Origin of the sequence: Curtobacterium sp. VKM Ac-2922 (assembly GCF_022815645.1) — a bacterium.
Classification (GTDB): Bacteria; Actinomycetota; Actinomycetes; order Actinomycetales; family Microbacteriaceae; genus Curtobacterium.
On record NZ_JALGRO010000007.1, the window covers coordinates 78,164 to 96,680 of the forward strand.

General features: G+C 70.3%; 19 protein-coding genes and 1 tRNA gene. 9 read left to right on the forward strand and 11 right to left on the reverse strand.

The window, feature by feature from the left end; translation table 11 throughout:
- Window positions 1–34: 34 nt before the first annotated feature.
- Window positions 35–919, forward strand: coding sequence for a LysR family transcriptional regulator (locus MT346_RS09785; RefSeq protein WP_243562877.1), 885 nt, complete (start codon window positions 35–37; stop codon window positions 917–919).
- Window positions 920–925: 6 nt separating this feature from the next.
- Here MT346_RS09785 and MT346_RS09790 read toward each other — a convergent pair whose 3' ends face one another.
- Window positions 926–2,875, reverse strand: coding sequence for a potassium transporter Kup (locus MT346_RS09790; RefSeq protein WP_243562878.1), 1,950 nt, complete (start codon window positions 2,873–2,875; stop codon window positions 926–928).
- A 147-nt stretch (window positions 2,876–3,022) separates the two neighbouring features.
- On the opposite strand from MT346_RS09790, the gene MT346_RS09795 reads away from it, so the two are divergent.
- The 3 genes from MT346_RS09795 to MT346_RS09805 all read left to right on the forward strand — a co-directional run bounded on the left by MT346_RS09795 (window position 3,023) and on the right by MT346_RS09805 (window position 5,138).
- A complete protein-coding gene (locus tag MT346_RS09795; protein ID WP_243562879.1) occupies window positions 3,023–3,529 on the forward strand; it encodes a MarR family winged helix-turn-helix transcriptional regulator in 507 nt (168 codons plus the stop codon).
- Window positions 3,530–3,732: 203 nt separating this feature from the next.
- Window positions 3,733–4,227, forward strand: coding sequence for an HD domain-containing protein (locus MT346_RS09800; RefSeq protein WP_243562880.1), 495 nt, complete (start codon window positions 3,733–3,735; stop codon window positions 4,225–4,227).
- Window positions 4,224–5,138, forward strand: coding sequence for a LysR family transcriptional regulator (locus MT346_RS09805; protein ID WP_243562881.1), 915 nt, complete (start codon window positions 4,224–4,226; stop codon window positions 5,136–5,138). Before MT346_RS09800 ends, MT346_RS09805 begins: the two co-directional genes overlap by 4 nt.
- Here the strand turns inward: MT346_RS09805 and MT346_RS09810 are convergent.
- Genes MT346_RS09810 through hisD form a run of 3 tightly spaced genes read right to left on the reverse strand, consistent with a single transcriptional unit; the run spans window position 5,101 to window position 8,870 of the window.
- Window positions 5,101–5,955 carry a nitrilase-related carbon-nitrogen hydrolase gene (locus tag MT346_RS09810; RefSeq protein ID WP_243562882.1) on the reverse strand — a complete coding sequence of 285 codons (855 nt, stop codon included), beginning with the start codon at window positions 5,953–5,955 and terminating at the stop codon, window positions 5,101–5,103. The genes MT346_RS09805 and MT346_RS09810 overlap by 38 nt on opposite strands.
- On the reverse strand, window positions 5,952–7,475 hold the full coding sequence (locus MT346_RS09815; RefSeq protein WP_243562883.1) for an APC family permease: 1,524 nt from the start codon (window positions 7,473–7,475) through the stop codon (window positions 5,952–5,954). Before MT346_RS09815 ends, MT346_RS09810 begins: the two co-directional genes overlap by 4 nt.
- A 54-nt stretch (window positions 7,476–7,529) precedes the next feature.
- Complete coding sequence (gene hisD / locus MT346_RS09820; RefSeq protein ID WP_243562884.1) at window positions 7,530–8,870, reverse strand: histidinol dehydrogenase; 1,341 nt, start codon at window positions 8,868–8,870, stop codon at window positions 7,530–7,532.
- A gap of 281 nt (window positions 8,871–9,151) precedes the next feature.
- Between hisD and MT346_RS09825 the strand changes: the two genes are divergently transcribed.
- Complete coding sequence (locus tag MT346_RS09825) at window positions 9,152–9,394, forward strand: hypothetical protein (RefSeq protein ID WP_243562885.1); 243 nt, start codon at window positions 9,152–9,154, stop codon at window positions 9,392–9,394.
- A complete protein-coding gene (locus MT346_RS09830) occupies window positions 9,394–10,017 on the forward strand; it encodes a TetR/AcrR family transcriptional regulator (protein WP_243562886.1) in 624 nt (207 codons plus the stop codon). The genes MT346_RS09825 and MT346_RS09830 overlap by 1 nt, the downstream gene beginning before the upstream one ends.
- A 78-nt stretch (window positions 10,018–10,095) precedes the next feature.
- Here MT346_RS09830 and MT346_RS09835 read toward each other — a convergent pair whose 3' ends face one another.
- A complete protein-coding gene (locus MT346_RS09835; RefSeq protein WP_243562887.1) occupies window positions 10,096–10,704 on the reverse strand; it encodes a hypothetical protein in 609 nt (202 codons plus the stop codon).
- A gap of 235 nt (window positions 10,705–10,939) precedes the next feature.
- Entirely contained in the window at window positions 10,940–11,146 is a 207-nt protein-coding gene (locus MT346_RS09840) for a hypothetical protein (protein WP_243562888.1), read from the reverse strand.
- Between the two features lie 41 nt (window positions 11,147–11,187).
- Here MT346_RS09840 and MT346_RS09845 point away from each other — a divergent pair, with 41 nt between their 5' ends.
- A complete protein-coding gene (locus tag MT346_RS09845) occupies window positions 11,188–11,886 on the forward strand; it encodes a DUF6338 family protein (RefSeq protein ID WP_243562889.1) in 699 nt (232 codons plus the stop codon).
- 104 nt (window positions 11,887–11,990) lie between these two features.
- Here the strand turns inward: MT346_RS09845 and MT346_RS09850 are convergent.
- From MT346_RS09850 to MT346_RS09865, 4 genes are all read right to left on the reverse strand, one after another.
- Window positions 11,991–13,159, reverse strand: a protein-coding gene (locus MT346_RS09850) for an IS3 family transposase (RefSeq protein WP_243562890.1) whose coding sequence is annotated in 2 segments (ribosomal slippage) — window positions 11,991–12,880 and window positions 12,880–13,159 — 1,170 coding nt in all. Because the reading frame shifts where the segments join, the coding sequence is not laid out codon by codon here.
- A gap of 108 nt (window positions 13,160–13,267) precedes the next feature.
- Window positions 13,268–13,963 (reverse strand): hypothetical protein, encoded by a 696-nt coding sequence (locus MT346_RS09855; RefSeq protein ID WP_243562891.1) that lies wholly within the window; start codon window positions 13,961–13,963, stop codon window positions 13,268–13,270.
- 571 nt (window positions 13,964–14,534) lie between these two features.
- Window positions 14,535–14,609 (reverse strand) — tRNA-Arg (locus MT346_RS09860).
- Window positions 14,610–14,622: 13 nt separating this feature from the next.
- The gene (locus MT346_RS09865; RefSeq protein WP_243562892.1) at window positions 14,623–15,747 is read right to left on the reverse strand and encodes an epoxide hydrolase family protein; all 1,125 of its coding nucleotides are present in this window, start codon (window positions 15,745–15,747) and stop codon (window positions 14,623–14,625) included.
- A 55-nt stretch (window positions 15,748–15,802) separates the two neighbouring features.
- On the opposite strand from MT346_RS09865, the gene MT346_RS09870 reads away from it, so the two are divergent.
- Entirely contained in the window at window positions 15,803–16,204 is a 402-nt protein-coding gene (locus tag MT346_RS09870; protein ID WP_243562893.1) for an arsenate reductase ArsC, read from the forward strand.
- 88 nt (window positions 16,205–16,292) lie between these two features.
- On the opposite strand, the gene MT346_RS09875 is transcribed toward MT346_RS09870, so the two are convergent.
- Window positions 16,293–17,054 (reverse strand): SDR family NAD(P)-dependent oxidoreductase, encoded by a 762-nt coding sequence (locus MT346_RS09875; RefSeq protein ID WP_243562894.1) that lies wholly within the window; start codon window positions 17,052–17,054, stop codon window positions 16,293–16,295.
- 126 nt (window positions 17,055–17,180) lie between these two features.
- Here MT346_RS09875 and MT346_RS09880 point away from each other — a divergent pair, with 126 nt between their 5' ends.
- Window positions 17,181–18,512, forward strand: coding sequence for a sorbosone dehydrogenase family protein (locus MT346_RS09880; protein WP_243562895.1), 1,332 nt, complete (start codon window positions 17,181–17,183; stop codon window positions 18,510–18,512).
- Window positions 18,513–18,517 lie beyond the last annotated feature (5 nt).

The window sequence follows — 18,517 nt, forward strand, 5'->3', positions numbered from 1 at the left end:
CGGACGGGTATCGGTGCGACGTAGGCTCGACGTCGTGGACGATCTCGAGACCCGCGAGCTCCGGTACTTCGTGACCGTGGCCGAAGAGGCGCACTTCGGACGGGCGGCGGCGCGGCTCGGCATGTCGCAACCGCCGCTCTCGCGCGCCGTGCAGCAGCTGGAGCAGCGGATCGGGGCGGCGCTGTTCGACCGCACGCCGCGCGGCGTGGTGCTCACCGCGGCGGGCACGGTGCTGCTGGAAGAGGCCAGACCGGCGCTCCAGGCGGTGGCCCGCGCCGGCCGGCGTGCCCGACGGGCCGGTCAGCCGACGCGGCGTCTGGTCCTGGCCGTCAAGGCCGGCGCCGACCACGACCTGTTGCAGGAGCTGCTCGACGTGCAGCGGGCCGATCCCCTGGGACTGCCGCTCGAGGTGCGCTTCGGCGAGGTGCACGAGCAGGGGGCGTTCCTGCGCGACGGGACCGCCGACGTGGCGATCATGCACCGGACGTACGACGACCTGACGGGCTTCGACACCGAGGACCTGCGCACCGAGCAGCAGGTCGCGATCCTGCCCCGGTCGCACCGGCTGGCGGCCCGCGCCTCGGTGTCCACGGCCGAGCTGCGGGACCTGCCGGACCTGCCGGCCGCCCGGTGGCCCCGCATCGACGGCACCTACCCGGACGGACCAGGACCCGAGGTGCACTCGCAGGCGCAGCTGGCGCAGCTCGTGGCGCTCGGACACACGGTCATCGTGATCCCGCGGTCCAGCCGCACGCTGCAGTGGCCGGAGCACGTCGCGGTGCCGGTGCTCGACGCGCCACCCGCGACGACGGTGGTGGCGTGGCCCGCGGCGTCCACGTCGCAGGACGTCGCCCGGGTGGTGCGGAACGCGGCGCACGCGGCGGCGACGCTGGCGGGCGCCGAGGCGCGGTCCGCCTGACCGGAGTCAGATCTCGACGTCGATGCCCATCGTGACGGTGCGCTGCGGCGGCAGGTTGAACCGCGAGGCCGGGTCGGCCGCGTTGTGCGCGAGCCCGACGAACAGGCGCTTCCGCCAGTTCACCATCCCGCCGTTGCCGCGCATCGGCCGCAGAGCACCACGCGAGATGAAGTAGGACGCGTCCGACATGGCGTCGGGTTCCAGGTCGAGCACCTCGGCCAGGCAGGCGGCGTGCAGGGCGTGCGGCAGGTCCTGGTCGTCGGAGAAGCCGAACTTGATCGTGACGTGCTCGATGCCGTCGTCCGAGTAGCCGAGGTCGTCGCGTGTGAACGCCTTGCTGTGCGGCACGTGCGGCACGTTCGCGGTGATGACCGACACGATGATGACCCGCTCGTGCACGACGTGGTTGTGCTCCACGTTCGCGCGGAGCGCCAGCGGCGTCGTCTCCTTGTTCGGGTGCGGGAACACTCCGATGCCACGGACCCGCGGGACCCGCTTCGTGTTGATCTTCGCGATGAACTCGTCGAGGGAGCCCTCGCGCGCACGGCGTTCGTCCTGCACGAGCTGCCGGCCGCGGCGCCAGGTCGTCATGACGGTGATGACCGCCAGCGCGATCAGCAGCGGTACCCATCCACCGTGCAGGACCTTCGACAGGTTGCCCGCCAGGAACGTCAGCTCGAGGCCACCGAAGACGACCGCGACGACGACGAGCTTCCACGTCGACCAGTGCCAGAGCGGCTTCACGACCAGCAGCAGCAGGATCGTGTCGGTCACGAGCGCGCCCGTGACGGACACCCCGTACGCCGTGGCCAGGCTGGCCGAGGACCGGAACGCGAGCATGATCGCCATCACGCCGATGAACAGCAGCAGGTTGACGGCGGGCAGGTAGATCTGGCCGCCTTCGCGCTTGGAGGTCTGGCGGATCGTCAGCGGCGGCAGCAGCCCGAGCTGCACGGCCTGCCGGGTCAGCGAGAACGCGCCGGAGATGACGGCCTGGCTGGCGATGACCGTCGCCATGGTCGCCAGCACCACCACGGGCAGCTGCGCCCAGTTCGGGAAGAGCAGGAAGAAGGGGTCCTTCGTGGCCTCCGGGTGCTCGAGCACCAGCGCCGCCTGGCCCAGGTAGTTCAGGACGAGCGCGGGGAACACGACGAAGAACCAGGCCCGACGGATCGGCACGCGGCCGAAGTGGCCCATGTCGGCGTACAGCGCCTCGGCACCGGTGATGACGAGCACCACGGCACCCATCGCCACGAACGAGATGACCGGGTGGGCGAACACGAACGCGATCGCCCACGTCGGCGACAGTCCCTGCAGGACACCGGGGTGCTGCACGATCAACGGCAGTCCCGCGACGGCGATGACCACGAACCACAGCAGCATGATCGGGCCGAACAGCGTGCCGACCTTGCCGGTACCGAAGCGCTGCACGGCGAACAGGATGACCAGGATGACGGCGGCGATCGGCACGATCAGGTGCCCGATCGCCGGGGTCGCCGTCTGCAGGCCCTCGACGGCCGACAGCACCGACACCGCGGGCGTGATCACCGAGTCGCCGTAGAACAGCGAGACGCCGATGATGCCGATCACCAGGAAGATGGTGGCGCCGCCACGACGCTGGGCGTACAGGCGCCGGGCCAGGGCCGCGAGCGCCATCACCCCGCCTTCACCGTTGTTGTCGGCGCGCATGAGCACGAGCACGTACTTGATCGACACGATGATCGTGATGCTCCAGAACATCATCGAGATCACGCCGTAGACGTCCTCGGGGATCGGTTTGACGATGCCGCCGTCGATGGTGAACACGGTGCGCAGCGCGTAGAGCGGGCTGGTCCCGATGTCGCCGAACACGACGCCGAGGGCGGCGAGCGCGAGCGCCGTCGTCCCCATCCGGCCGTCGTGCTCGGGGGCCGCGGTGTCCTCGGTGACGGGTGCCGCGGAGTGTGTCTCGGTCACGCTCGATCACTCCTGATCTGCGCCGCCAGGGAAGCGGCCAGCGCTCATCCTGCCACCACTTGCCCGGGGCGCTCGCAGCGCGCTGTCCGCTCCGCGCCGTGGCGCCGCGCGACGCTGCTTCGAAGTCGAACGACTTACGCTGGAGCCATGGACGACCACGCGCACCCCGGCCCCCTGCGCCCCGACGAACTCGGCGCCTACTTCGCCCTGATCGAGGTCAGCAGCCTGCTCCGCCACACGGTCGAGCAGCAGCTCCGCGACGCCGGTGACCTGAGCTACGTGCAGTTCCAGCTGCTGGCGACCCTGGGCGACGCGGCCGACGGCAGCCGGCGGATGACGGACCTGGCCGACGGGGTCGTCTACAGCCGGAGCGGCCTGACGTACCAGGTCGGGCTGCTCGAACAGGCGGGCCTGGTCACTCGCGGGCCATCCCCCGAGGACGACCGCGGCGTCACCGTCACGATCACCGACGCCGGACGGGACGTGCTGGCCGCCGTGTTCCCGGGGCACGTCGCGGTGCTCCGGCAGCTGTTCCTCGATCCGCTCGCCCCCGAGGACGTCGCAGGGCTCGCCCGGACGCTCGGCGTCGTGCGGGACCACATGCGCACGGTGCCGCCCCGATCGGCGAAGCCACGACGGAAGCGCTCGACCTGATCGGCGTGTGTCCGACGACACAGATCAGTCTTCCGGAGGATGTCTCAGCCCGCCGGCCACGGCAGACTCGGACCCGCGCGGGGAGTCCGATGGGTCGCGGTTGCCGCTGTGGGGGCCGCAACCGCGACCATCCTCCCCGCCCCTGATGCCCCTCCCCTGATCCCGCTCCCCTGATCCCCCCTCCGGCGTGGCACGCTGGCACCATGACGCAGCAGGACCAGGTGGAACTCGCCCGCCGACTCGCGACCACGGCCCACGACGGCCAGGTGGACAAGTCCGGCCGCCCGTACGTCGAGCACCCGGTCGCCGTCGCGGAGCGACTGTCGACCGACGACGAACGGGTCGTGGCGCTGCTGCACGACGTGGTCGAGGACACCGACGTCACCCTCGCCGACCTGCGCACCGCCGGGTTCACCGTCGAACAGGTGCTGGCCGTCGACGCGTTGACGAAGCGCCGGGGCGAGACGCTCGAGCAGTCCATGGCCCGGGTCCGTGCCGACGACTCGGGCATCGCGCTCCGGGTGAAGCGTGCCGACCTCAGCCACAACGCCGATCCCGCACGGCTGGCGCTGGTCGAGGAGGACGCGACCCGGGCCCGGCTGCAGGACAAGTACGAGCGCAGTGCCGTGCTGCTCGGCACGACGCTGCCCGCGGTCCTCGCCGAGTTCGGCGTCGCGTCCCCGCCCGCGCACGCGTGACCCTCGTGCAGCTCCGCGTCTTCGTCGCGGCAGCACGCCTGGGCTCGTTCACCGCGGCGGCGACCGCGCTGCTGATGTCGCAGTCGTCCGTCTCCGAGTTCATCCGCCGGCTCGAGGGCACCTACGACACCCGGTTGTTCGTCCGCGGTGGCCGACACCTCGGCCTGACGGACGCCGGGTCGGTCCTGCTGCCCATCGCCGAACGGATCGTCGCCGAGGCGGACGCCGCCGACCGGGCACTCCGGGCGGTGACCTCGCTGGTGGGCGGGACGGCGTCGTTCGGGCTGCTCCGGAACGCCAAGTACTACGCCCTCGACGAGTTGCTCACCCGGTTCCACACGGCCCACCCGGCAGTGCGGCTGCGGGTCATCGGGCTGAACTCCGTCGAGGTCGCGAACGAGGTCGCGTCCGGTGGGCTCGAGGCCGGGCTGGTCGTGCTGCCGATCGACGCAGACGGCCTCCGTGTCACCCCGCTCCGCCGGGACGAGGTCGTCTTCGTGAGCCGGGACCCCTCGGTCGCCGAGCAGCCGATCACGATCCAGGAGATGGCACGGCGGCGGCTCGTGCTCTACGACGCGCACTACGGCTGGCGTGACCCCACCCGGCGGCAGCTCGCCGAGCGTGCCCGGGCCGCGGGCGTCGAACTCCAGCCCCACGTCGAGGTCGAGCAGGTCGAGACCGCGCTGGCCCTGGTGGCCTCGGGCGTGGGCGACACGTTCGTCGCACGCGCCGTGGCCGAGGCAGCCCTCGCCCACGGACTGCACTGGACGCCGTTCGCCGAACCGCTCCACGACACCGTCGCGCTGGTCGAGCGCGAGGGTGCCGTGCTGTCGGCGGCCACGGCCGAGCTGGCCCGCCTGGCCCGGGAACTCCTCAGCGTCCGCGGTGACCGACCCGACCGGGACGACTGAGCGCCTGGTACAGGTCCGGGCGGCGGTCACCGAGCAGGTCCGCGCGCGGGGTCAACGTCTTGTCGCGGTTCGCCACGAGATCGAGGTCCGCGACGACCATCCCCGCGCCGGGCCCGGTGCTGGCCCGCACCCAGCCGTCGGCGTCGACGATCGTGGTGCCCTCGTTCCAGTCGACGCCGCGCTCGGTCCCGCAGCGGTCAGCGCAGACGATCGCCATCCGGTTGACCCGTGCCGCGGCCATCGCGATCTGCACCTCGGGGGCGCGCTCCCCCTCGGGCCGGTCGACCCACGGCCAGTTGGTGGGCACCGCGAGCATCTCGGCGCCGTCCAGCGCGGCCATCCGGGTCCACTCGGGGAACTCCATGTCGAAGCAGATCGCGACCCCGATCCGGCCGTGCGGGGTGTCGAGGACCAGGGGGCCCTGCGCGCCCGGCGTGAAGCACGCCTTCTCGCCGTCCCACAGGTGCACCTTGCGGTAGACGCCCACGACGCCGGTTCGGTCGACGACCGCGGCCGCGTTGTACACGGCACCGTCGTCGCCCAGTTCGGCGAAGCCGCCGATGACGATCCCACCCGTTCCACGGGCCAGCCTGGAGGCCGTGGTCGCCCACCCGGACACGGTCGCGTCCTGCGCGGTGACGGCACACGACCGCGCCTCGTCCGCATCGCGGAAGACGTAGCCACTGGTGGCGAGCTCGGGCAGGACGACCACGTCGACGTCGTCCGGTACCGCGTCGAGCGCCGCCTGGATGGTGGCCGCGTTGGCGGCGAGCGCACCGACCACCGGTGCCAGCTGGACGGCCGCGACCCGGGTCACCGGACCACGTCCTGGGCGTCGTCGCGCGTGTCACGGCCCTGTCGCGGTGCGGGGCCGGCGTCCGCGACCGCGGGAGGGGCCTCCTGGCCGGTGCTTGTGGACGCTGCCAGGGCGGACCCGACCCGCGCGACCAGGCCCCTGCGGAACGTGATCGCCAGGCCGATGAGCAGCCAGGCCGCGACGATGTAGGGGAACCAGCTGTAGGGCGCCTCGAGCCCGACGGCGTTCTTGTAGATCGTGTACAGCACCAGGGCCAGCGCCAGCAGCGGGATGACGATCTGCCACTTCGGCGTGGCGGCACGACCCGAGAAGAACAGGAAGCGGACCGCACCGATCGTGGCCAGGACGTACGCGACCAGCAGCGCGATCGTGCCGACCGTGAGCGCCCAGTAGGTCGCGTCGAGGACCGCAGCGCCGGAGAGCCGTTCGCCGATCACGATGAGCACGGCCACGACGGCGACGACGCTCAGGGCGTTCACCGGCGAACCCTGCGCGGACAGCTTCGCGACCGGCTTGGCGAGGCCCGTGTCGCGCGACAGGGCGAACAGGACGCGGGACGCACCCGAGAGCGTGCCGAGGAAGATGGCGAACAGGCTGACGACCGCGGCGAGCGTCAGCAGGTCGGCCAGCCAGGTGCCGACGTACGTGCGGGCGAGGTCGCCGTACGGGGCCGCGGACCCGGCGAACTGCTTCACGCCGGCGGCCGAGGTGCCGTAGCCCAGCGACTGCGCGATGATCGACAGCAGGTAGAACGCGCCCACGACGACGATCGCGATCTTCAGCGCCTTCGGGATGTCGCGCTTGGGGTTGCTGGTCTCCTCACCCAGGGTCGCGGCACCCTCGAACCCGGCGAAGGCCAGGAACCCGAACACCGCGGCGCCGGCGATCAGTCCGACGTCGGTGCCCGAGGGCAGCGCCAGGAAGTCCCAGCTCAGGTGCCGCCCGGCCGGTGCCGCGCCGATCCCGAGCCGGACGAGCACGACCACGTTCAGCACGGTCACGAGCACCGCGCCGATCAGCTCGGCGTACAGCAGCGACCGGGTGATGACGTGCACGGGGCGGCGGCCGAGCAGCACGACCACGGCGAGCGCGACGACGGTGATCCAGATCCAGTCCGGACTGACGTCGAGCCCCAGGTCGTTGAGCAGCTGCGTGACGAACAGCCCGATCTCGATGCCGGATCCCGCGCCGATCGTGACGTAGGCGAAGAACAGCGCCCACCCCGCGATGAACCCGGCCCGGGCGCCGAGCGTCAGACCGACCGTGGCGTACACGGACCCGGTGTGGGCGATGTGCCGCGACAGCTTGACGAAGCCGTAGGCCACCAGGGACACGGCGACGAGCGCGAACACGAACGCCCAGGTGGCGCCACGGCCGAGGATGCCTGCCGCGCCGGCGCCCAACAGGGCCATGACGCCGACGGGGCCGATCAGGCCGACCGAGAAGGCGGCCGCGTCGGCGACCTTGAGTTCACGCTTGAGGCCGGGGGCGGCCGGGGTGGGGTGGTGCTCGGTGGTCATCGCTGGCTCCGATGCGGTCGGGTGGTTCGTTGCGGAAAGAGGGGACAGGGCAGGTCAGTCGGTGGACGCGTGCAGGGGCGCGAACGTGTCGAGCCGCATCGTCGCGGTGGCCCGGTGCGCGCTCATGCCCTCGCTCGCCGAGATCACGTCCACGGCGTGGGCCACGGACGGGGTCGCCTGGCGTGCGATGCGCTGGTACGTGAGCGGCTTGAGGTAGCGGGACACGGAGAGCCCGGCGCTGTGCTTGGCACCCCCGGCGGTCGGCAGCGTGTGGTTGGTGCCGGCCATGCCCTTGTCCGAGTACGCGACCGTGCTCCAGTGGCCCAGGAACAGCGACCCGTAGTTCGTGAGGTGGTCGTGGTACCAGGCGTCCTCGGCGGTCTGCACCTCGAGGTGCTCGGGCGCGAACTCGTCCATCACGGCCACGGCGTCCTCGCGGGTGGACACGAGCACCACCGAGCCGTGGTCACGCCAGGCCGGGCCGCAGATCGGCTCGGTCGACAGGGTCGGCAGCTGTCGGTCCACCGCTCGGACGACCTCGGTCGCCAGGCGCTCGGACGTCGTGACGAGCGCTGCCGGGGAGTTCGGCCCGTGTTCGGCCTGTCCCAGCAGGTCGGCCGCCACGATCTCGGCGTCGGCGGTGTCGTCCGCGATGACGGCGACCTCGCTCGGCCCCGCCAGCAGGTCGATCGCCGTGGTGCCGAACAGCTGCCGCTTCGCCTCGGCGACGTAGGCGTTGCCCGCACCGACGAGCATGTCGACCGGGTCCAGGTCCGTGTCGAGCAGGCCGAACGCCATCGCGGCCAGGGCCTGCACGCCACCCAGCACGAACAGCCGGTCCACGCCGGACAGGTGCGCGGCGTACGTCACCGCGGCGTTCGCACCGCCGTCGGGCTGCGGCGGGGTGCACGCGACGACCGTCGGCACCCCCGCGACCTTGGCGACGCCGACCGTCATGAACGCGCTCGCCGTCAGCGGGAACCGGCCTGCCGGCAGGTAGGCCCCGACGCTGCCGACCGGGACGTACCGCTGGCCGACGACCAGCCCGTCGACCAGTTCGGACTCGAAGTCGACCAGGTGCTCGCGCTGCAGCGCGGCGAACTGCTTCGTCCGCGCCGAGCCGAGTTCGATCGCCTGGCGCAGGTCCGGAGCCAGGCGGTCGCCGCTCGCCGCGATCTGGGCCGCGGTGTACTCGACCGGGCCGTCCTGGTGGTCGAGTTCCCGCGCGTACCGCGCGATGGCGTCCATGCCGTCGCGCTCGATGTCGGACAGCATCCGGCTCACCGTGGCGACGACCGCGGGGTCGCGCTGCGCGGGCGGGGCGTCGATGCCGGGGGCCTTGACGAACCGGAAACGGTCGCTGTGCCGAGCGGTGAAGCGGGGTGAGAGCTGCATGCGATCAGCGTGGCCGGTCGCAGAGGGCGCAGGAAGACCGAAAACCGCGTGCCTGCCATCGGACAACACGATGGACAGGATCCGCTCGACAAATGACTACTCAGTCATTACCGTGGTCGACATGCCGATCCTGCGCCGCTCCTCCACCAGCCGTGTCTCGCCACTGACCACCCGTGCCGTCCTGACGTACGCGGTCGTCGTGGTCGGGACCCTCGTCGCACTGGGTGTGCTGTCCGCCGTCGACCCCGGGCGCCGCGACCTCAGAGGACTGGGTCCACCTGGTGATCGTGGCGTGCCTGGGGCTCCTGCTCGCCGCACGGCTGCGCTCCGCACTCCGGGGACAGCGCCGCGGATTCGTCGCAGTGGCCGTGATCGCCGTCGTCCTGGCGCTCGCGAACCTCGTCGAGGCCCTGCTGCCCGGTCTGTTCACGCCGTGGATGCGCGTGGAGATGGCGCTGATCGCCGTGCTCATGGTGGTGCTCGCCGTGGCAGCCCGGCGTGACCTGCGCAGCTGGACCCGCTGATGGTCGACGGCGCGGCCCCCGCGCGTCCCCCTCGTCGCCGACTGCCGGCCGAGGCGCGACGCACGCAGCTGGTCGAAGCGACCGTCCGACTGCTCGCTCGTGACGGCTTCGTCCGGACGACCTCGGACGCGATCACCGCCGAGGCCGGCGTCTCGAAGGGACTGCTCTGGCGGCACTTCGACGACCTCACTGACCTGCTGCGCGAGAGCGGCCTGCATGCGCTCCGGCAGCTCACCCGTGCCGTCGCCGACCAGGTCGACCTGACGGCCCCGGTGCCCCAGGTGATCCGGCAGGCGATCGTCGTTGCGTCACGGGTGCCCACGCGCCTGCCGGACGAGTACCGCGCGATCCAGCAGCTCGTGGGCAACCTGCGCGACGCGGACGGGGTGCTGATGGCGTCGCTGGCCGACCTCGACGAGCTGCACAGCGGGCAGGAGCGCCTGTTCCGGCGGGGCCAGCAGGAGGGCGACATCCGGTCCGACATCGACGCGCGCACGATGGCGGTCACCTACCAGGCGGCGGTCGACGCCATGATCGAGCGGCTGCAGGCGGATCCGGGGCTCGACCCGGATACCTGCGCTCGCGAACTGGGGAACCTGCTGCTGGGCGGCTTCACTGTCTGACCGCTGGTGTCCCTGGAGGACTCTCCCGACCCGATCGAGCGCGGCGGGAGGGCGGGTGAACGTCCTGCAGCTGATGGCTCAGGACGACTTGCGTCCGTCGCGGGGCAGTGCTTGCACATGTACCCGTTCAGCGATCGCCCACAGGTGGTCGTGGCCCCACGTGCCCATCACAGGGAGTGAGCGGGCCTGTTCGAGGGACGCGCGCCCGTCGAGCTGGCCGTTCGTGAACAGCTCGACCGTGCCGCCCATCCGGTGACTCACCTTCCGGAGAGGGGTGAGCGTTCCGACTCCGTTCCAGCGCCCCAGGACCTGCTCTCTGTGTCGTGTGATCGCACTCACGTGCATGCCGCCCCAGTCAACGAGGTCCACGCGCGCGCCAACCCGCGTTGCGAGCACGCTGATGAGCGTGCCACGGATGGGGTTGGCGCAGTACGGCTGACGGCTTCTGAGCAGACATCTGATGCCATCAACTACTACATGTTGTGGTTTATGGCGTGTCGAAGCACTACATGCGCCCTTTACGGAGACGATGGTGGTGCCGAAGAGGGTGGACCGCCCGCTCGCTCGCGGCAGGAAGGAGCGCGGAGTCATGGCCAAGTCCGGCAAGAGCAGCAGCGGTTCGTCGCGAAGCTCGATCACTGGCAAGTACGTGACGTCGAAGTACGCGAAGTCGCGCCCCAGCACCACGCAGACCTCGCAGAAGAAGAGCAAGTAACAAGCGCCGCGAAGCGGTGACTCACTGGCGGGAATCCGGGAACCGGGTTCCCGCCAGCGCTCTGTGCAGAGCACGCCTGAAGCTACTGCTTCGACGGCTTCGGCTTGGGCGGCTGAATCTGCGAGCCCGGAGGCCGCACGGCCGGCGGTCGCTGTACGTTCGCGGGCTGGATGCCGAACTGGCCGCCTGGCTCCCGTGCCTTGTCTGTCACGAGTCGGGCTGCGAGTTCGTCGGCGGTTGAATCAGCGAGCTGGACGGTCGCACTGAGGGACGGAACTGCACATGCGCGGCCTGCATGCCACGCGCAGTCACTTCGGACGTGGCGGGGTGAGACTTCGTGTACTTCGCCGTCACGTACTTGCCCGTGACCGAACTTCGCGACGAACCGCCGTTGCTCTTGCTGGTCTTCGCCATGCTGCGCCTCCTCATAGCATTATGACCGCGAGAGGGGTCCGATGCCTACAAGTGCGCTGGGGGTTGTCTTCTACGTCTTCGCCCTCTTTCCAGGGGTCGCGTTCATCTTCGCCCGCGAAGGACACCAGCCAGCAGTCAAGCGATCCGCGCTGCGCGAAACCGCGACGTTGGTCTTCATCAGTGCCATCTGTGACGCCCTCGTCGCGCTCGTCGTCGCGGCTGCATCCATCTGGTGGGTGCAGCTTCGCAACCGACTGCACGAGGTAGTCATGGGTAACCTCAGCTGGGCGCAGAACAACGTGGCGCCCTCGATCTTCATCGCGATCGGCGCAGCAGCTGTCGCGACGCTGCTTGGCTACTTCCTCGGCTCGCAGTGGGCGGACCAGCACGGCCTCAGCCTCGTCTGGAACTCCGCGATCCCCCGGAACACCTCCGCATGGGCACGGCTCTTCAACGACGCGCCGGAGGACGCAGCGGTCGACGTGGCTCTGGTGCTGAAGTCAGGCGGTTGGGTAAGCGGCACCCTCTATGAGTTCGACAACGACCCAGACCCTCACCCACACCGGGCGATCGTGCTCACCCAGCCGCGGTACCGACCCGAAGGCAGCGACGAAGCTGTCCCGATCGAAGGCGCGGACTACGTCGTCGTGGAAGCAGGCGAGATCGAGCAGCTCCATGCAGCCTTCGTGCAGGTTGAGATCCCAACCGAAGGCCCTGCCGAACCTGACCAGAACGTGTAGCAACCTCGCTCACTCGCTTGCGTCGCCTGGCAACGCCGTCGAAGGGTGTCTCAATAGCCGATCCGCTCTTGAGGGACTTCTGCAGGTTCGGTTGACTCGTTTGTTTAGGCCGCGAGTGCGACCTGTGGGTTGATGATCGTCTCGTACTCGATCGGGGTCAACTTCCCGAGTCCGCGTTGGCGCCGTTTCCGGTGGTAGGTCGCTTCGATCCAGGTGATGATCGCCATCCGCGGCTCTTCCCGAGTCGCCCAGCGTCGCCTGTTCAGGACGTTCTTCTGCAGCAGCGCGAAGAACGATTCCATCGCCGCGTTGTCCGCGCACGCACCGACCCGCCCCATCGACCCGAGCAGGCCGGCATCACCGAGCGCGCGGACGAACTTCTTTGATCGGAACTGACTGCCACGATCAGAGTGCACGACCGTGCCGGTCGGGTTGCGGCGATGCACCGCCATCCGCAGAGCCGCGACGGCGAGCGATGACCGCATGCGGTCATCGCTCGAGTAGCCGACGATGCGGCGGGAGCAGGCGTCTTTGACCGCGCAGAGGTAGAGCTTGCCCTCCCCGGTCGGGTGCTCGGTGATGTCGGTCAGCCAGAGCCGGTCCAGGTCCAGGTCCGGCGCAGTGAACGCACGCCGGACCCGGTCGTCGTGCACCGGCGGCCCGGCCTTGCGGTTCAGGCCGCGCTTCTTCGCGTGCAGCGACCACAGCCGCTGCTGCGAGCACAACCGCCATACCCGCCGTTCCGAAGCGCGGTGCCCGGCCGCTTGGAGGTCGTCGGCGATGAATCGGTAGCCGAACGTCGGATCGTCCCGGTGGGCATCGATCGCTGCGTTGGTCAGGTGCGCGTCCGCCCAGTCGCGCTTTGTCACCGGATCAGCACGCCATCGATAGAAGGCCTGCTTCGAAAAACCCAACACCCGGCAGGCCACCGCGACAGGAACACCGTCGTCGGCGAGTTCGAGGACCAGCGGGTAGATCATTTTGGGAGTTGCGACTGAGCGAAGTACGCAGCCGCCCGGCGGAGGATCTCGTTCTCCTGCTCGAGCAGCCGGATCCGTTTCTGCGCGTCCCGCAGCTCCGCCTGGTCCACCGCTTTCGCCGACGGCACCGCCGCGACACCGACGCCATCATCGCGGTCCGCGAGCCGCAACCATCGGGCAAGACAGGACTCGGACACACCGAAGTCCTTCGCGACCTGCCGCACCGACGTCTCGCCCTTCCGGGCGACCGCGATCACATCACGGCGGAACTCTTCCGGATACGCCTTCACCATGGCGCAAATCCTCCCAGCAGGAGCCAACGCCCCTACCTGTCAGGAGTCAACCGAACCTGGAGCAGTCCCTGAGACGGCCCTTGGGAAAGGATTCCCTCTAGGAGACTGTCACAGCAAAGCGTCCGTGGCGACAACGAACTGGGCGGTGATGTCGATCGCCTCGTTCGCGAGGTCGCGCACCGGGCTCATCTTGCGTGCTCGTCTGGTTGGGATCCCCGGGCCGGACGCCTGGAGATCGAGCTCATGGACGATCTCGTTCCGCGCGATGAAGAAGTCGGCAAAGGTTGCGAGATGCGCGTCTGTAAAAACACCTGAGGGCGCGATGCCGAGCGCGTTCCGGACCGCGCGCAGGTCCTTCTCCGTCTGCAGGCTGCCCTTCGTTATCGAGTCCACGTATTCGGCGCGAAGAGCAGTGTCCGCGCTCGGCGCCCCGAGGATCCGCTGTGCCTTCTTGGGCTCTCCTCGCACCATCTCAACGACGAACCGATTGAGCGATGTCTTTGTCGCAGGGTGCGACGCAAGGAGAGCGGTCAGGGCGTCCCGGACTAGCTGTTTCAGAACTGCATCGAGCCCCGCGCCCGCGAAAACGATGGCTGCCCGAAGCAGATCTACCTCTCCGTGTTCTAGTCGCCGCACCGAAACCCCCCGAAGAATCTTCTGCTGGCGCGCAGCCTGCAGCGTGGCGAACAACCCCTGGACACTATCGTGGGCACCCACAAGACGGCGCGCGGCTCCGGCGGTTTCCGGGTGAGTCGTCAACGCGAGCGGAAGCGGATCGAGTTCGAGGAGTCGATTGGCGGGCACGTGATCGATCCTCGCATGCTTAACGTGCGAGCTGACTCCGAGCGCTGCGTCGGAAGGGCTGAACCGAGAACAGTGGTTTCCGCAGGGAGGCTGTCCGATAGCCGGTCCCCCAGCGGAACCCCAGGTACTTGCAGACAGCCCCGGACTCCTACGGCACTACTCCAGCGCGAACCCGTCTCACATAGGTGGTCCGCTAACTGTCTCAGTCCACGTGCGCCATACGGACGTTTCGCGATGCGCGAAAACTTAGCTGGCTCCTAGCCGACGCGGCCCGTTCGTACTGCCAAACAACGTGTCCACATCCGTATTTCAGACACGTTGAGTGGCAGTCGGACAAGTTGGCTGACGGACGACACGACACCAGCGAAGCTGCTCACGACCGTCGAACAGCGAGAACATTCCGAGGAACGCCACCGGGTTGGTGTTCCTCCACACTGGCTCGTCACCGAGCAGCACCGACCCAGCCGACTGCACTCGCTCGGACGTCACAGAGTCGACCTCGTCCACTCAAGCCGCGAGAGCTGGCTGGCAACAGGCCTTGTCGCCCGACAGGAACCGGGCGGCACATCACTGGTGCCCCTGGAGGGACTCGAACCCCCAACCCTTTCCTTAGGACGGAACTGCTCTTCCATTGAGCTACAGAGGCCGGCCCACCCACTCTAGCGAACCACCGCCTGCCGGAACGGCTCGAGGAACGCCACGAGCTCGCCCGCGTACGACTCCGGCTGCTCGATCGGCGCGAAGTGCCCGCCCCGCGCCGGGTACGTCAACGACACCAAGTTCGTGGTCCGCTCCAGCCATTCCCGGGGCGCCGTCACCAGGTCGCCCGGGTACAGCGAGAAACCGGACGGCACCTCGACCCGGCGGGCGGACTGCTCCGGCGGCACGGCAGCGTTGGCGTGGTACATCCGCATCGCGGAGCCGATCGACCCCGTCGCCCAGTACTCGGTCACGAGCGCCAGCACCTGGTCGCGGGTGTACACCGACCACAGGTCGCCGTCGCAGTCGCTCCACGACCGGAGCTTCTCGACGATCCACGCCGCCAGTCCCGCGGGCGAGTCGGTCAGCCCGACGGCCACGGTCTGCGGCTTCGTGCGGTGCATCATCGCGTAGGCCCCCTCGGCGTTCCGCCACGCATCGGTCGCGGCGACGAAGTCCCGCTCGGCCGGCGACAGCTCCGACACGTCGATGCCCGGCCAGGCGAGACCGCCGTCGATCCGGTGCACGGCGACCACGCGCGCCGGATGGTCGAGCGCGAGGTACCGGGCGACGTGCGTCCCGATGTCGCCACCCGCCACGGCGAACCGCTCGTACCCAAGGGTCGTCATGAGCGTCGCCCACATGCCGGCGACCTGCCGGACGTCGAGCACCTGGGGCGGGGCGTCCGAGAACCCGTACCCGGGCATGTCCGGCACCACCACGTCGAAGCCGGCCTCGGTCAGCCGCGGCAGGACCGCGCGGTACCGCCAGGTCGAGTCAGGCCACCCGTGCGCGAGCAGCAGCGGCATCGGCGCCGGGCCGTCGGCGGGCGCGGTCGACGGGGCGACCAGGACGTTGATGCCGATGCCGTCGACCTGGACCGTGCGACTCGGCAGCGCCGCCAGTGCGGCACGGTGGGCCTCGAAGTCGAACCCGTCGGCCCAGTAGGCCACCAGGTCGCGCAGCTCGTCGACGTCGACCCCGAGGGACCATCCGGTGCCGGCGGGAGCGTCCGGCCACCGCGTCGCGCGCAGTCGGGTCCGCAGGTCGGAGATGGTGTCGTCGTCGATCCACATCGCGGTCATGCCGTGACGCTACGCTCCACCGAGCACTCGACAACACCGCCCGGAGGAACCCCCGATGACCACGAAGCCCGCCGTCCTGTTCGTCTGCGTGCACAACGCCGGCCGCTCGCAGATGGCCGCCGGGTTCCTGCGCCACCTGGCCGGGGACCGGATCGACGTGTACTCCGCCGGTTCCGAACCCGCCCACCACATCAACCCGGTCGCCGTGCAGGCCATGGCCGAGGAGGGCATCGACATCGCCGGCGAACAGCCGCAGATCCTGACGACCGAGTCCGTGCGCCAGGCCGACGTCGTCGTGACGATGGGCTGCGGCGACGCGTGCCCGGTGTTCCCCGGCAAGCGTTACGAGGACTGGGACCTCACCGACCCGGCGGGGCAGCCCCTCGAAGTGGTCCGGCAGGTCCGCGACGACGTCCGCCGTCGGGTCGCGACGCTCGTCGCGGAGCTCACCGCCTGACGCCACCCGGCCCGGAGCCGGACTGGAGGCCCGTGGCGGCCCCGCCACGAGCCTCCAGTCCGGCGCGTCCCGCGCATCCCCCGCGTCGTCAGACGGCGGTGTACCCGCCGTCCGCCACCAGGACGGACCCCGTGATGAAGGACGCCGCGTCGCTGGCCAGGAACACCACGCTCGGCGCGATCTCCTCGGGCAGGGCGAAGCGCTGCTGCGGGGTGTCCTCGACCCAGTACCGCTGGAACTCCGGGCGGTCGACGGGTGCCATCTCGGTCTTCACGTAGCCCGGCGCCAGGGCGTTCACCCGGATGCCGTACGGCGCCCACTCCACCGCGAGCGACTTCGTCAGGTGGTGCACCGCCGCCTTGGACGCGTTGTACGCGGGCTGCCACTGCGGGCGGTTCACGATGATGCCGGACATGCTGCCGATGTTGACGATCGACCCCGAGCCGGCGTCGCGCATGTGCGCACCGACCGCGATCGTCGCCTTCCAGAGCGCCCGGACGTTCAGCGCGAACACGTCGTCCCACGCCTGGTCGGTGACGGCGAAGGCCTCGTCGTGCACGCACGTGCCCGCGTTGTTGACCAGGACGTCGATGTGCCCGAACGCCGCCAGTGCCTCGTCCGTCATGCGGGTGACCTGCGCGTCGTCGGTGATGTCCGCCGTGATGGTCACGAACGCATGCCCGGCGGCAGCGGCTTCCGATGCGACCTGCGCGTTCCGTTCGGCGGAGCGACCGACGATCGCGACCCGGGCTCCGGCTTCGGCGAGGCCGAACGCGAACGCCTTGCCCAGGCCCTGGTTGCCGCCGGTGACCACGGCGGTGCGGCCGTCCAGGCTGAACGGGGATGTCATGTGGTGCCCTCCGTCGATGCGGACGACGTCGGCGTCGTCCTGTTCCCGACCCTACGCAGCGTCCGCCGTGCACGAGAGCGGACACTGGGCCGTGGACACGTTCGCAGTCCACCGGAAGGACACCCCATGTCGACGACCCACCGGATCACCGGAGTGGCGGCGGCCGTGCTGCTGGTCGCCAGCGTCACGGCCTGCACGGCCACCGCGGCACCGACCGGCGCCGCACCGACGAGCACCGGCAGCAGCGCCGCGGTCACCGGGAACCCCGCGAGCGGTCTGCGATCCGTCCGGCTCACCGTCGCGGACGGGGCGGATGCCGGTGCCGCCTCGGGCCGATCGCTCCGGATCCCGAAGGGCTGGCGGGCCGAGGTGTGGGCCGACGCCGACGGCGCGCGCATGGCCGCGTGGCTGCCCGACGGCAGCATGCTCCTGACCACGGGCGGACAGGGCGGACTGCTCCGGCTCACGCCCCGCAGCGGTGACCGCGCTCCCGCCGTGCAGCGCCTGGCGTCCGGCCTCGACGATCCCCAGGGTGTGGCCGTCACGCAGCAGGGCGGTCAGACCGTCGTCGTGCTCGGCGAGGACTCGCGCATCGTCACGTGGCGCTGGAAGGACGCCGCGCTCACCGACCGCCGGGTCCTGGTGGACGACCTGCCGACCGGCGGCCACGGCGGCAAGTTCGTCGCCGTGCGGAACGGCATCGTCACGTACGACATCGGCTCCGGCACGAACGACAGCGGCGCCGACCGGCAGGCGAACCCCGACCGCGCCGTCATCCGGCAGATCGGGCTGGACGGTACCGGCGACACACTGCTGGCCACCGGGGTCCGCAACGGCGAGGGGATCGCCCACGCCCCGGACGGCACGCTGTTCACCGCGGTGAACCAGGCCGACCAGCAGCCCTACCCCTTCCACGACGGCAGCGGGAAGTACGGCCAGCGGGACCAGGCGTACGTCAACGAGCACCCGAACGACCAGGTCACCCGGATCACCCGCGGCGCCGAGCTCGGGTGGCCGTACTGCGTGCCCGACTCCCGTGGCAAGCTCGACCTGCTCGACCTGGGGTCCGTGCGGCAGCCGGCGAACAACCCCGACGGCGACGCGCTCGACTGCAGCACGGTGACGCCGACCATGGTCGGGCTGCCCGCACACAGTGCCCCGATCGGCTTCGTCTTCACACGGGGCAGTGCGCTGCCGGACGCGTACGCCGACGGCGCACTCATCACCACGCACGGGTCGTGGAACCGGCAACCCCCGCGGCCGCCGTCGGTGTCCTACAGCGCCTGGGACGACGACACCAGGACGCTCGGCCAGCCGCACACGATCGTCGAGGGGTTCCAGACGGCGTCCGGGTCCCGCTGGGGACGGTCCGTCGACGCGGTACCCGGACCGGACGGCGCGCTGTACGTGACGGACGACGCTGCCGGTCTGGTCTACCGGCTCACGCCCGCGGGGTGACGCGG

Coding starts and splice junctions, on each gene's coding strand:
- MT346_RS09830 (WP_243562886.1), top strand. CDS start 9,394: ATGGTCGACGGCGCGGCCCCCGCGCGTCCCCCTCGTCGCCGACTGCCG.
- MT346_RS09795 (WP_243562879.1), top strand. CDS start 3,023: ATGGACGACCACGCGCACCCCGGCCCCCTGCGCCCCGACGAACTCGGC.
- MT346_RS09845 (WP_243562889.1), top strand. CDS start 11,188: ATGCCTACAAGTGCGCTGGGGGTTGTCTTCTACGTCTTCGCCCTCTTT.
- MT346_RS09875 (WP_243562894.1), bottom strand. CDS start 17,054: ATGACATCCCCGTTCAGCCTGGACGGCCGCACCGCCGTGGTCACCGGC.
- MT346_RS09865 (WP_243562892.1), bottom strand. CDS start 15,747: ATGACCGCGATGTGGATCGACGACGACACCATCTCCGACCTGCGGACC.
- MT346_RS09800 (WP_243562880.1), top strand. CDS start 3,733: ATGACGCAGCAGGACCAGGTGGAACTCGCCCGCCGACTCGCGACCACG.
- hisD (WP_243562884.1), bottom strand. CDS start 8,870: ATGCAGCTCTCACCCCGCTTCACCGCTCGGCACAGCGACCGTTTCCGG.
- MT346_RS09840 (WP_243562888.1), bottom strand. CDS start 11,146: ATGGCGAAGACCAGCAAGAGCAACGGCGGTTCGTCGCGAAGTTCGGTC.
- MT346_RS09870 (WP_243562893.1), top strand. CDS start 15,803: ATGACCACGAAGCCCGCCGTCCTGTTCGTCTGCGTGCACAACGCCGGC.
- MT346_RS09815 (WP_243562883.1), bottom strand. CDS start 7,475: ATGACCACCGAGCACCACCCCACCCCGGCCGCCCCCGGCCTCAAGCGT.
- MT346_RS09880 (WP_243562895.1), top strand. CDS start 17,181: ATGTCGACGACCCACCGGATCACCGGAGTGGCGGCGGCCGTGCTGCTG.